At 46.1% G+C, this 13,140-nt stretch carries 11 protein-coding genes; 5 read left to right on the forward strand and 6 right to left on the reverse strand.

Annotation, left to right across the window (positions count from 1 at the left end; all coding sequences use genetic code 11):
* Nucleotides 1–25: 25 nt before the first annotated feature.
* Complete coding sequence (gene gyrA, locus SK066_RS09780) at nt 26–2,488, forward strand: DNA gyrase subunit A (protein WP_320544503.1); 2,463 nt, start codon at nt 26–28, stop codon at nt 2,486–2,488.
* A gap of 477 nt (nt 2,489–2,965) precedes the next feature.
* Here gyrA and SK066_RS09785 read toward each other — a convergent pair whose 3' ends face one another.
* The gene (locus SK066_RS09785) at nt 2,966–3,607 is read right to left on the reverse strand and encodes a DUF4865 family protein (RefSeq protein ID WP_320544504.1); all 642 of its coding nucleotides are present in this window, start codon (nt 3,605–3,607) and stop codon (nt 2,966–2,968) included.
* A gap of 316 nt (nt 3,608–3,923) precedes the next feature.
* On the opposite strand from SK066_RS09785, the gene SK066_RS09790 reads away from it, so the two are divergent.
* Nucleotides 3,924–5,057 carry a LysR family transcriptional regulator gene (locus tag SK066_RS09790; RefSeq protein ID WP_320544505.1) on the forward strand — a complete coding sequence of 378 codons (1,134 nt, stop codon included), beginning with the start codon at nt 3,924–3,926 and terminating at the stop codon, nt 5,055–5,057.
* 456 nt (nt 5,058–5,513) lie between these two features.
* Here the strand turns inward: SK066_RS09790 and SK066_RS09795 are convergent, their stop codons facing one another.
* Together SK066_RS09795 and SK066_RS09800 are read right to left on the reverse strand one after the other, a co-directional pair.
* Nucleotides 5,514–6,278, reverse strand: a complete 765-nt coding sequence (locus SK066_RS09795) for an RluA family pseudouridine synthase (protein WP_320544842.1) — start codon at nt 6,276–6,278, stop codon at nt 5,514–5,516.
* Nucleotides 6,279–6,701: 423 nt separating this feature from the next.
* Nucleotides 6,702–7,565, reverse strand: a complete 864-nt coding sequence (locus SK066_RS09800; RefSeq protein ID WP_250345095.1) for a class I SAM-dependent methyltransferase — start codon at nt 7,563–7,565, stop codon at nt 6,702–6,704.
* Between the two features lie 358 nt (nt 7,566–7,923).
* Between SK066_RS09800 and SK066_RS09805 the strand changes: the two genes are divergently transcribed.
* The 3 genes from SK066_RS09805 (at nt 7,924) to SK066_RS09815 (ending at nt 9,909) form a co-directional block, all read left to right on the forward strand.
* Nucleotides 7,924–8,334, forward strand: coding sequence for a hypothetical protein (locus SK066_RS09805; RefSeq protein WP_320544506.1), 411 nt, complete (start codon nt 7,924–7,926; stop codon nt 8,332–8,334).
* A gap of 309 nt (nt 8,335–8,643) precedes the next feature.
* Entirely contained in the window at nt 8,644–9,096 is a 453-nt protein-coding gene (locus SK066_RS09810) for a flavodoxin (RefSeq protein WP_320544507.1), read from the forward strand.
* A gap of 42 nt (nt 9,097–9,138) precedes the next feature.
* Nucleotides 9,139–9,909, forward strand: coding sequence for a hypothetical protein (locus tag SK066_RS09815; protein WP_320544508.1), 771 nt, complete (start codon nt 9,139–9,141; stop codon nt 9,907–9,909).
* 338 nt (nt 9,910–10,247) lie between these two features.
* On the opposite strand, the gene SK066_RS09820 is transcribed toward SK066_RS09815, so the two are convergent.
* From SK066_RS09820 to modA, 3 genes are all read right to left on the reverse strand, one after another.
* Nucleotides 10,248–11,102, reverse strand: a complete 855-nt coding sequence (locus tag SK066_RS09820) for a GNAT family N-acetyltransferase (protein WP_320544509.1) — start codon at nt 11,100–11,102, stop codon at nt 10,248–10,250.
* A 241-nt stretch (nt 11,103–11,343) separates the two neighbouring features.
* Nucleotides 11,344–12,021, reverse strand: coding sequence for a molybdate ABC transporter permease subunit (gene modB / locus SK066_RS09825; RefSeq protein WP_320544510.1), 678 nt, complete (start codon nt 12,019–12,021; stop codon nt 11,344–11,346).
* Nucleotides 12,018–12,899 (reverse strand): molybdate ABC transporter substrate-binding protein, encoded by an 882-nt coding sequence (gene modA / locus SK066_RS09830; RefSeq protein ID WP_407673778.1) that lies wholly within the window; start codon nt 12,897–12,899, stop codon nt 12,018–12,020. The genes modB and modA overlap by 4 nt, the downstream gene beginning before the upstream one ends.
* Nucleotides 12,900–13,140: the final 241 nt, after the last annotated feature.

Raw genomic sequence — 13,140 nt, forward strand, 5'->3', positions numbered from 1 at the left:
CCGGAGGGTAAGGTAAGGTGAACGGATGGCTACTAATGAACAATATATGCCGGCGTTTCTAGAAGAAGTCGTCGGTGACCGATTCGGTCGATATTCCAAATACATTATTCAAGATCGGGCGATCCCCGATGTACGCGATGGTTTGAAGCCTGTACAGCGTCGTATTCTGTATGCGATGTACGAATCGGGTAACACGCCGGATAAGGGTTATCGCAAATCAGCAAAAACAGTCGGCGACGTGATGGGTAACTATCACCCGCACGGTGATTCGTCGATCTACGATGGTATGGTACGTATGGCACAGCCATGGAAAATGGGACATACACTCGTTGATGGACATGGGAACTGGGGTTCACCAGATGATGATCCAGCAGCAGCAATGCGTTATACCGAAGCGCGTTTATCTTCGATTGCGATGGAGATTTTGCGTGATATTGATCGCAACACCGTGCAGTTCAAGGATAACTTCGATAATACCGCACAGGAACCGATGGTACTACCTGCACGTTATCCGAACCTGCTCGTTAACGGCGTAAGTGGTATTTCCTCTGGTTTTGCAACAGAGATTCCGCCGCATAATTTGCAGGAGGTTATCGATGCGTGTATCGCCCTGATGGAAAATCCAGCGATGGAGCTGGATGAGCTGATGAACTATGTTAAAGGCCCAGACTTTCCAACAGGCGGCATCATTATGGGTGGCTCAGGCATTCGTGAAGCATACGAATCCGGTAAAGGTCGGATCTATGTACGTGCGAAGACAGAAATTGAGACACTTCGTGGAGGTAAGCAGCAGATCGTTATTACGGAGATTCCGTACCAGGTCGTTAAGGTTCGTCTTGTAACGGCGATGGAAAACCTGCGTCTGGAGAAAAAGGTAGAAGGTATTGCCGAAGTACGTGATGAGAGCGGACGCGATGGTTTGCGTATTGTCGTCGAGCTGAAAAAGGATGCCGATGCGGAAGGCATACTGGCATTTTTGCTGAAAAAGACCGATCTACAGGTGAATTACAACTTTAATATGGTGGCAATCGTGAATAAGGCGCCGCAGCAGCTGGGCTTGAAGGGCATTTTGCAAGCCTATATTGCCCATCAGCGTGAAGTCGTTACACGTCGTACACAATATGATCTGGACAAGTTAGAAGCACGTGCTCATGTGCTGGAAGGTCTGGCAAAAGCACTGAATGTACTGGATGAAGTGATTGCTGCGATCAAAGCCTCCAATAATCGTCAGGATGCACACCAGAATCTGCAATGGATGTTTGGCTTAACCGAGCGTCAATCCGATGCTATTCTAAGCCTGCAACTGTATCGTTTAACCAATCTGGAAATTAATCAGGTCGAAAAAGAACTGGCTGATATCCAGAAAAAGATCAAGACACTGCAAGCGATTTTGGATAGCGATAAAAAGCTGATCGGTGTGATCAAAAAAGAACTGATGGAGAGCCATGAGCGCTTCGGCATCAACCGTCGTTCGGAAATTCGCGATGAAGTCGAAGAGCTGAAGGTGAACCTGGAGGTTATGGTGAACTCCGAGGATGTGCTGGTAACCTTATCCAATGATGGCTACATCAAGCGTACAAGTATGCTATCCTTCACACGTTCCGGTGCAGAACGTAGCGGTTCTGGCGCGAAGGAAGACGACTTTATCCGCGAGGTGCTCGACGTGAACACGCTGGACAACCTGCTCGTCTTCACACAGCGTGGTCAATATTTTGTATTGCCTGTACACCAGATTCCAGACTTCAAATGGAAGGATAACGGGACAGCGATCGTTAACGTGATCTCGATGACACGTGAAGATCGAATCGTTGGCATTCTTCCGGTACGTAATCTGGAGCAGGAAACAGGCAGTCTGGTGTTTGTGACCAAGCGCGGTCAGGTCAAACGTACTGAGGTCAAGGATTATGCAACCAAGCGCTCTGGCGCTGTGGCTGCCTGCAAGCTCGGTGAAGGCGATGAGGTATTGTCCGTAACAAGAGGTGAGCAAGCGCGCGATCTGATGTTGATTACGAAAAACGGGATGAGCATTCGCTTCCGTGCCGAAGAAGTAAGCACGATGGGTCGTGTATCGACTGGAGTACGCGGTATCCAGCTCGTAGACGATGATGAGGTCGTCACCTCACTATGGGTTGATGGTGAAGAGGATGGACAGCTGATGGTTATGACCGATCTAGGTTATGCTAAACGTACATCGATGCTACAATATCAGACGCAAAGCCGCGGCGGAAAAGGTGTATCGACCTTTGAACTGAAGGAAGGTAAACGTGTTAAACCAAATGGCAATCGTATCATTGCCGCTTATGTATGTCGTGATCATCGTTCCTTTATCGCGATCACACCACCGAACCGCACGATTCCATTTAGCAGTAAGCAAGCTCTGCAAACCGATGAACGCCGACATGTCGGCAAGTCGATTATCACACTGGATCGTAATGATACTATTATTGCGGTGCTGGAGGATTTGTCAACGAATAGCGCTGAGTCTTAATAGATAGAAGGAATTTTCATTCCTCCTGAGCTATAAATTTCCAAGCTGAATATTACAATAGCGCTCCTCTTCGTATCGAGCTGTTGAAATGATATGGGGCAATCGAATGAGACTAAACGAATGATATTCAAAGAATCAGCTTAAATAAATGACGTTAAATAATTGATGTTAAATGAATGATGTTAAATGAATGATGTTAAATGAATGATGTTAAATGAAAAAGCCAGTTCTTCCGATACGGAATGAACTGGCTTCTTCATCTTGTAGCTTATTTATCTTAGAGCTTCTTTATCGTGTACATAGTCAAAGCTTTGTAAAGCTAGTTGTAGTGAAGCGATAGGATACCAACTGTAAAATAAAACTATAGAATACAAACGAAGTGCCTTCACTTGATCATCATTTTGATTCGTATATTTACTTCGGTTTGTATATTAACGGATAAACTGAACTTCTGCTAAAAGTCTAATCCGGAAATATTTAAGCTTCTACACCAAATGACCAGTGCAAAATCGTATATACATTACAGCAATCGGGTACACTTTCGGGCACCGTCTCTACAAAATAAAATTGATGGTAAGCCCATTTATCCGGGTTATAGATCAGCAGTTGACCCTGATGGTGTAAAGCGAGCGGTTCAAGTCCCTGTGCTTGAAGATGCCTAGCAATTGCATTGGGCACTTCTTGTAAAGAGCGTGCTGGCTGAATCGAGCCGATATATTCGATAACATAGCGCGCCTGCTGTAAACGCTCTGCTGTTAATGTCAAGTGGCGTCCCTTATTATCACGATGTGACTCGGATTGTGCTAGAATAGATGGTTGAGATAAAGGCAGCTCCATCGGAATACCAATCTGTACATGCTGCCAGCCAAATGATTGTAAAATCGAATCATACGGCCCATCAAACAAAAAGGAATGGATACCATCCTGATGATTCCATACATAAAGTGGACAATAACTATTCGATAATTGACCGTAGGAACCTTTCACACTGACCAAATAAGCTTTGAATAACAGCCCCGCATAGCCATCTGTCTTATGACCATTTTGCTGGACACGATCATAAATAATATTCATATCATAATCAGCAGGTAGTTGAATAGTATATTGCATTCCAATCATACATAAGCTCCTTTAGTGATCCATAATATTTTACCCTACAAGCTGGTCAGCGCTGTCTGACTTGTAGCCTTATTGTACAGCCACAGACAAAGAGCTGTATAATGATTAGAAATGAGTAGGGTATCATTAAAAGTGATGCCCTGATCCAATGAATGCCTCGACGAATAGAATAGCGTGATCCTCTTTCAATCATCATTTATTTAAGATGGATGAAGGCGAATTGGCTATCAGATCACACGCTGCGTATAGAAGCTAGTTACGCCTAAAACGATTACGATCGATGAAGCAATGATATAGACAGGAAGGAGCAGGCAGATTGGAATTGAATGATTTAGTCATTTTTCGCCATGTCGCTCGGCTCGGTTCGATGTCTGCTGCTGCTCATGCACTGGGCTACGTGCAGTCTAATATTACGACACGAGTGCGCAGGCTGGAGCAGGAGCTACATACGGAACTATTTATACGTACACCACGTGGTGTACAGCTATTGCCGGCGGGTGAGCGGTTATTGATGTACGCTGATCGCATGGTAGAGCTGATGGAGCAGGCACAGGCAGAATTTCGATCCATTGCTTCGTCAAAAACGATTGCGCCGCTTCGAATTGGAGCCACCTTTACGATTACATCGGGCTATTTAACCGAAGCGATCATGAATGGAGAATTGGCGCTAGAAGTATACACACGTTCCTCGCGCGAGTTAATTGTTATGCTACTCGCTGGTGAATTAGATGGAATTTTATTAAATCGTCCGTGGCAAGATCAACCGGAGCAAGCGATTTGCCAGTTTACGATACAGGAAAATATAGGATGGACGATGCCGTTAGCTTCTTTTGCCAAGCATTCAGTGACGGCAGCAGAGAAGAAGAGTTTACCCGAACAGCTACTTCATTATCCTGTACTGGTTATGCGGGATACGGATTGTCCGTATCATCAGGCTACACTCGACTATATCGATCGTTATCCTGAATATGTATGGAATATTCGTCATGTCGATTCTCTGGATACGATGCTGACATTGATCCGTCATGGTCAGGGTGTCGCTATTTTGCCCGAACGTATCGCACAGCAAGCCGATCAGACGGCTTATATGAGCTGGCAGCCTCTTTTACTGGCTGGTAAGCAGCCTGTTCATGTACAGATTGCTTATTATGAGTGTAAACATAATGATAATGACATAGAGGCTACAGCGGAGGGAGGGGCTAATGTAGTCGCAGCGAATAATCAGAACGATTCCAATCACATATCGACGAAATCAAAATCAAATACGTCTGAGAACCAGGTAGCCAGCGCAATTGCAGATCAACTGCTACAGAGCAACATCACAACTACAAAGTGTACATCTGATGCTGTGAAAATCGAACCGATCAAAGCAGTCGCCAATGAGAGCAGTATCCATGTTTTGAAAAAGCTACTGCTTCATGCGAGTAGCAATATTGAAAAGCATAAGTAGAAACGTTGTTAGAAGTAGCGAAAATAGGAATGTTAGAAGTATATAGAACACAAAAGTAAAATACTCATAAAAATCACTACAGTTCTATGAGCACTAAAATCTCTAAATGCACTAAAATCTCTAAATGCTCTAAAATCTCTAAATTCTCTAAATTCTCTAAATTCTCTAAATTCTTTAAATTCTCTAAATTCTCTAAATTCTTTAAATTCTTTAAATTCTTTAAATTCTTTAAATTCTTTAAATTCTTTAAATTCTTTAAATTCTTTATTACCCTTCTACTTGTTTCTGTACAAATAACGTTGTCCCAACTTAAAACCCTTCAAATCAAAAAGCCTTCACTAGAGAGCATGGAATGCGACATATCATAATGTCAGCCCTATTCCATAGCATCCTCTGTGAAGGCTATTTTCATTTCATTCTATTAAATATTAAAATCAACATTATATTCCAATCAGCCTAATCCAGCTCATATTCCAATCGCTTTGCAAGCTGATCATAAAGCGCTTCTGACCACTGTGTCCACGGCTTGGTACGTGGTGGCAGTGATACAATACTCACCAGCTCATCTTTAACCGGATGCGGAGCAGAGGCTAGCACGGACCATAGGGCAAGCTGTTCGCCAGGGCGATTCAGACCACCACCATAGCGCTGGTCACCAAATAGTGGATGTCCAGCATGTGCCATCTGCACACGAATCTGGTGTGAGCGTCCAGTATGCAGCTTGATGAGTACGAGTGACAGATTAGCTTGTTGATCTGTAGCCAGCACCTCGTAATCCAGCACCGCGTCTTTGCCGCCTGCTGTTCCAGAAGCTACCACCGCAGATGTGTTCGTACGCGAATTTTTCAGCAAGGTATCCTTGAGTGTCGCCTGTGAATGAGCAGGGATACCTCGCAATACAGCCACGTATCGTTTGCCAAGCTTACCGCTACGCACGGAGTCAGATAGGCGTGAAGCACCTTTGGACGTTTTGGCAAACAGCATCGCACCACCTACCGGACGATCCAGACGATGCACCAGACCGAGGAATACATTACCTTCCTTCTGGTGGCGCTGCTTCAAGTCCTGCTTGATCAGAGTCAACATATCCGCATCTCCGGTGTCATCTGCCTGCGAAGGGATGTTCACTGGCTTTACCACACCAATCACATGATTGTCCTCATATAGCACGGGAACGATTACATTGGCTACTGCATGAGTCGGTGACGAATGAGAATCCATAATATCCATATCAGTAGGCTCTGTTTCATACGGCGGCTGTGTTGCTGCGCTAGAAGCTCTGAGCTTTTTATCTACAGCTGCTCGCTTCGTCATCTGCTGACGATCGGAACGAGTACGTGCTGCTGTAGCATTGGAATCGGTTGATCGAGCAGCAGGCTGATTTCCTTTTCGTGTCTTCGGCCGCGAAGAACGCTGTTCCTGACTATTGCCAGAGCGAGCTCTAGACTGCTGATCACTATGTCTTACAGACTTAGTGGATCGGCCGCCTTGCATACGATCATCTGACGACTGCTTGCTGCGAGAGCGAGTAGTCGAGCTGGTTGGATTACTGTTTCGCGAGCTACTGCTATTATTGCTCCAGCGCTTGCCTTTGCTGCCGGCAGCTTCCCGTCCGGAGCGGGAAGAACGGGAACTCATTCTTCCTTAGCTCTCCCAGCGTCCAAGAATACCGCATGGCAGCACCATACCGGAATTGGTAATCGGCAGACCAATCTCGCCGGAAGAGATCGTACCACCGAAGCGTTGCTTGAGTGTCATATTCAAAATATTGGACAGCACCGTTGGTGCCAGCCCGGTTGTGTAGGAATTAATCAGCATGAATAGCGGTTGATCGGACATGATCGACATGCACGATTCAAGGAACGGATACAGACTTTGCTCCAGCTTCCACATTTCGCCGCCTGGGCCGCGTCCGTAAGATGGAGGGTCCATAATGATCGCATCGTATTTGTTACCACGACGCTGTTCACGCTGTACAAATTTGAATACATCGTCCGTAATAAAACGAACTGGACGATCGCCGATACCGGACAGTTGATGATTTTCTTTTGCCCATTGCACCATACCTTTAGCAGCGTCGACATGAACGACTTCAGCGCCAGCCGACGAAGCTGCTACTGTAGCGCCACCAGTGTAAGCAAACAGATTCAGTACCGAGATCGGACGGTTTGCCTGCTCGATTTTGTTCATCATCCATGCCCAGTTCGCCGCCTGCTCCGGGAATAGGCCGGTATGCTTGAAGTTGGTTGGCTTGATGTGGAATTTCAGCTTCTGGAAGCCCAGCTCCCAGCGTTCAGGAATTTTACGTTTCCATTCCCATTCGCCACCACCCGAAGAGCTGCGATGATAGTGTCCGTGCACCTGACTCCAACGTGGGTCATTGCCTGTTTTAGGCCAGATGATCTGTGGGTCTGGACGACGCAGCAAAATGTCGCCCCAGCGCTCCAGACGCTCGCCATCGCCTGTATCGATTAATTCATAGTCTTTCCATTGATCTGCAATATACATTGTCTAACCATCCTTATATTTAATTTTCACCGATTTACCGTTTGGATCACTCATCTACATATACGTAAAATCAGGGATATGTGCAGCCCGAGGCTATCTATGCTCCGTTATGGTTCACCGCATTCCATTGTACAACAACCGCATGTTCGGCGCCATACGAACCGCTCAAATCATGATGGAAACCTGCATATTTGTCCATCTATAACTGGAAAATAACCTAGCAGAGGGGTATACTTGAATTACGCATTTATGCAATGGTTATGGAAATTGTATGCCAAGGATCACACCACCTATCGGTCACCTGTACAGATCAGCATGAACATAAGTAGACTTTATTGAGATTCAGGAGGGGAAGCATATGCCTGGAGAAAGGTCGACATTAACATCATTGTTGCTTGTCGTTGGCGTGATTGTAGCTTTAGTAGTGATTTATCAATTCGTACCGGATACACTGAAAATTTTATCGGGACTTAGCTGGTTTTTCGCGCCAGCAGGTATCGGTTATGTCTTATGGCATGGAGAGAAGCAAAAGCAGAAGCGTTGGCTGGAGCGCCAGCTTGTTCGTGTAGCAGCAGGTAATCAGAATCGACTTACACCAAAGGAAGTATCGATGATGACCACCATGACGATGTTTCAAGCAGGACGATTACTGGAGGATATGCAGCGCCGTGGATTAGTGCGTCTCGTGATGACGGAATACGGAGAATATGTATATGAGTTCTGGCAATTGCCACCCTATGGCTCGGATATGGCTTCACGCTCCTTCTAAATGAGAATGGGATCATCCTCTATAGAAGCTATGGATAATGAATCGGACAATAATGGATAGAAATGGACTGCAATAGGCAGACGCTTCTATCCTTTTTTTATATGCAGATTGGCTATGTTTAAATGCTCTAATCCCTTGTCCTGTCTGGGCTAATCGTATTGGAGGAGCCAGTGCACGATCGCGATCTAACACGTATCCGTAATCGAATAAATAAAAAATTCAAATAAAATGTTGACAATGATAATCATTATCAATTATGATGTTCACAGAGAAACCGACGAGAGAAAGAAAGCACACAGGAGGATCGCTATGCCGAAATTTTTAGTAGTGTTCGCCAGCCTGACGGGGAATACCGAAGAGATGGCCGACCTGATCGTAGAAGGCATTCAATCTGCTGGCGCAGAGGTGGATGTGAAGCAATCGATGGATGTGGATGCAGATATTTTGCTAGCGTATGACGCATTCATTCTGGGAGCTTATACGTGGGGTGATGGCGAGCTGCCGGACGAATTCCTTGATTTTTATGAGGATATGGACGAGCTTGATCTAGCAGGCAAAAAGGCAGCTGTATTTGGAAGCGGCGATACTGCTTATGATCAGTTCGCAGCAGCGGTTGACCTGCTGGCGGATAAGCTTAAGGAGCGCGGTGCCGAGCTGGTACAGGAAAGCCTCAAAATTGAGCTTAATCCTTCGACAGAAGATAAGGATGTCTGCCGTAACTTCGGTAAACATTTCGCTGGCGCTGTTATCAGCGTCGTATAACGAATAGCAGCAGGTAAAGTCCGGAAGCAGGTGAATGAAGCAGTGAGTACATCGATAACAGCCCAGGAGCCATTCGTGCTTCATGATTATAAGCTGGAGGATTGGCTACGCCAGACCTATGGTGAACAGCCATCCAGAGCCACAGCAACCAGACAGCTTACCTGGAAGCAGCGTGTATTATATGCAGCCGGTCATGCGATCAATGCGTACTACACGCTCTCACCGGAGCTACGCGAGGTAAGTAATATCGCGAAGCTGGTGGATCTACGCTGGCCCAGGCGTCCAGTCGGCTTCGACAGTGAAGCTCATTACTGGCGCACGAAGGATGCGGTAGTTGCAAATCTGACCGCATTGCTACAAGATAATCAACCAGCCGTTTATCCAGTGATGTTATATGAACAGCAACAGGTCGTTGTGCCTGAACTGCGTACAGAGCTGTCGCTTATTTTCCAGATGATGTGGCAAGCACCCTGGACAACAGCGCAACCGGGTGATGAGCCATCCGGACACAAGAGCCTGATTGTCCAGAAGTTTTTCTGGGAGCGTGAGCCCCATTTGGAAGAAGCGTTTATTCATCTGAGTAATGTGTTTTGCCGGACTGCCTTTGGCTGTGTGCCGGAGCGAATCGATATGTTTTACCTATCAGATGGAACGGTGCAGCGTCATGTTCCTCATATGGAGGATGTGGCAGCATCGATCGATTATCTGGATTTGCTTCGGCATGCCGTCCCAGGCGGAAATCGTCTCTGCGCTTGTTGTAGAGCGAACGCTGGTACGGCAGTAGCCCTTGCTCCAAGCTGGAGCCTTAGTTAGGTGAAAGAGGACGGTATCAAAATCCCCCATCATTTTGATGCTAGTGCCTTTTCACATAGATGGACCACATGAACGAACATACGGCCTTCTCCTTTGCAGGAGATCAGGACTGTTGAACCGTCTGTCCCAGTCATGTACAGAATGTTCAGCAGTTCTGCAAAAAAGCGTTTATCCTACGGCGGACCGGACCTCCACCGACAGGATAAACGCTTTTTTCGTTTGGTTTTTATACATGTTATGCAGGTTGGCTGCGGATTGCTAACATCATATCCTCTGTTAACAAGCCGAGGCCATATTCCCATTCAGTTTCATTCCATTCATTTTAACTTCATGTCATTTCAAGTTTGTGGTAACTCATATTCATAATAATCCTGTATATCCTGCTGGACGAAGCCACAGGATTCATAGAGATGTAAGGCTCGCGGATTCGTCGCAGAGACATCGAGCCATACGTGATTGCCACGTGCATGCTCCTGTAATGCCACCTGACGTAGCGCACTACGTCCAATCCCATGTCCACGTAGTGCTGGATCCACAGCAAAGCCGTAGATCCAGCTATGCTCATCCTGACGATCAATTTCAATCTTGCCTACGGCTAATCCACTATGTTCAATGACGAGCATGATTTTGGTAAGCGAACGAGATGGACTGGCCAGTGCAGCAATAGTAGAAAATTCCGAAATACCAAATGCGTCCGCATCCAGGCGTGCCCACAGATCGGTATCCTCTTCCCGAAAGCGTCGTAGCTGGGCAATCTCTTTGCCTTCGAACTGTCCTAGTAAGGAATGCTCTCCATGCTCCAGCTTCATCGAATATTCCGTGCTGTCGAGTCTGGCATGGTGGCTTTGCACCCATTGCTGCCCTGTGATGGAGTTGTGCGGTGTATTGAATAAAACGCGATTCATCCGTGTGACGGCCTCGCTCCCTATGGCTTGCTGCCATAGCCTGGAAAAGTGGCCCTGACGTCGATACTCTGGATGCGTCATACCGCAGACTTCTATTTTTCTACCGAACCCGTACAAAGCTAGAAAAGATACGAGCTTGCCCTCCTCATTATAGCTAAAAAAATCCTCCTGCATACCTGGTGAACGATGCTTTAGCATATCCCAATTCAGCTTAAGGGTAATGCCATCATGCTGTTCACATGTATGTTGAAGCTCTAAAATATCGGATAACTGGCTCAGTTTTAACATGGGGATAACCTCTTTTCTAAATATAAAAGGATGGAGGCGCATGGAATATATAGTTCAGATGATCCTGTACACCTATATCATCCAAGCAAGCGCAGGCACGTATAGGATCTGCTGCACCGCCTGTCAAATCGTCATTGCATATAACATAGAGGTATACCCTGGTGTCTCTCTATCTTATCACCGTTAGATATTTTTTCAAAATAATACCAGAGCTCAGTGTATAAGCAAAAATCCGCAGCTCCTAATCGGAACCACGGATTTTACTTGTTGCTAGTAGCAATATAAATGAAATTAATATCGTAATGATTGTCATACTCCATGCGAGCTGCATATTCCCCGCATCCACCGCAAAATAGATTGCTGTAGGTAGCGTTTGAGTTTTGCCTGGGATGTTACCAGCGACCATCAGCGTAGCACCAAATTCACCAAGCGCACGCGCAAAGCCAAGCACAAACCCCGTGACAAGTGAACGCCACGCCAGTGGTAATACCATAAACCATAACACCTGTAACTCATTAGCACCCTGCGAGCGAGCCGATTCCAGCACCTCGCGATTCACAAGAGCGAAGCCTGTCTTGAGCGCTTGATATACCAGCGGAAAAGCAACAACGACCGCTGCAATCACCGCTCCTGTAACGCTAAATACAATCGGCTGATGAGTGAGCCATTCCGCAGCTTGGCCGATCCAGCTTCGTCTACCGAGAATCGTAAGCAGGATCAAGCCGACGACAGAAGGAGGCAGCACGAGCGGGAGCATGAACAGCGTTTCTACAATAATTTGACCCGGAAAATGTACACGATTCATCCATAGTGCCGCCATCGTAGCGAGTATAAATACGATCACGCTGGATAGACAGGCAATCTGGAGTGAGAGGGTGACGGGAAACCCAACGGCTTCCCATGACCAGACCATACTCATGAACCAGCGGCTGCCTTGTTAAAGCCATACTTGGCGAACACATCAAGTGCTTCTTGTGTTTGCAAATACGCGTAGAATAGGGCAGCATCCTCGCGATGCGTAGTGGATGATAGCACGCCGATTGGGTAAACGATAGGATCGTGGCTGTCTTCACTTGCTGTAAAGGCGATTTTCACACCTTGCGATTCCAAAGCATCCGTTTTATATACAAAGCCGGCATCTGCATTTCCGGTTTCTACATAAGACAGTACCTGCTTTACATCCTTCGTCTGTACAAGCTTGGGCTGGAGAGTATCCCATTCACCGGATTTTTCCAGTGCTTGCTTGGCATACATACCGGCAGGCACAGATTCGGGTGTACCGATTGCGAGACGCTTGATGCTGTCTCCTTTTAGATCGGCGATCGAGGTTATAGAGGTAGTGCTGTCTTTAGGTACGACCAGCACGAGTTCATTGGTTAGCAAATTGACCGTACGATCCGCGGAGATTAGCTTTTCATCGACAAGTGCTTTCATTTGCTTACTGCCAGCGGATAAGAACAGATCAGTAGGAGCACCCTGTTCGATTTGCTTTTGCAGGGTACCGGAAGCGCCGAAGTTAAAGGTTAATGTTACATTCGGATATTTTTTTGCATACAGCGCCTGAATTTCTTTTAGACTATCTGTCAGGCTGGCAGCAGCAGAGATAGTCAGCTCGACTGGCTGATTGTTACCGCTCGGATTGCCTGTGGAGCTGGATACACCGGACGAACCTGGATTCCCAGCAGAGCAAGCGCTGAGTAATACAGCCAGCATTAGTAGGATCAACATAGGCATAGCCAGACGGGTGAAGCGGGATACGATTCCTCTTGTACGAGAGGAGGATGAAGAGTAATTCATGATAAGCCCCCTAAGCAATATAATCGATATTTATGTAGTTCAATATAACCAAACGCTGTACTAAATCATACAGGATAATACTAATTATATCTAGTTATAATTAAGTGGTTTAAATATTTAGTTTTACGAATTGAATTAAAGGCAGGTGACGGTTAAGATAAATATACGCTGAGTAAGCTATGTTTATCGACTCGTTTCAATACAACTTCACTAGAGCTTCAATCATGATATCTATCTATTC

Source organism: Paenibacillus hunanensis, assembly GCF_034055775.1.
Taxonomy (GTDB): Bacteria; Bacillota; Bacilli; order Paenibacillales; family Paenibacillaceae; genus Saccharibacillus; species Saccharibacillus hunanensis.

Excerpts from the sequence above, each read along its gene's own strand:
- gyrA (WP_320544503.1), top strand. The coding sequence starts at position 26 with ATGGCTACTAATGAACAATATATGCCGGCGTTTCTAGAAGAAGTCGTC.
- SK066_RS09785 (WP_320544504.1), bottom strand. The coding sequence starts at position 3,607 with ATGATTGGAATGCAATATACTATTCAACTACCTGCTGATTATGATATG.
- SK066_RS09795 (WP_320544842.1), bottom strand. The coding sequence starts at position 6,278 with ATGGATTCTCATTCGTCACCGACTCATGCAGTAGCCAATGTAATCGTT.
- SK066_RS09800 (WP_250345095.1), bottom strand. The coding sequence starts at position 7,565 with ATGTATATTGCAGATCAATGGAAAGACTATGAATTAATCGATACAGGC.
- SK066_RS09805 (WP_320544506.1), top strand. The coding sequence starts at position 7,924 with ATGCCTGGAGAAAGGTCGACATTAACATCATTGTTGCTTGTCGTTGGC.
- SK066_RS09810 (WP_320544507.1), top strand. The coding sequence starts at position 8,644 with ATGCCGAAATTTTTAGTAGTGTTCGCCAGCCTGACGGGGAATACCGAA.
- SK066_RS09820 (WP_320544509.1), bottom strand. The coding sequence starts at position 11,102 with ATGTTAAAACTGAGCCAGTTATCCGATATTTTAGAGCTTCAACATACA.
- modB (WP_320544510.1), bottom strand. The coding sequence starts at position 12,021 with ATGAGTATGGTCTGGTCATGGGAAGCCGTTGGGTTTCCCGTCACCCTC.
- modA (WP_407673778.1), bottom strand. The coding sequence starts at position 12,899 with ATGAATTACTCTTCATCCTCCTCTCGTACAAGAGGAATCGTATCCCGC.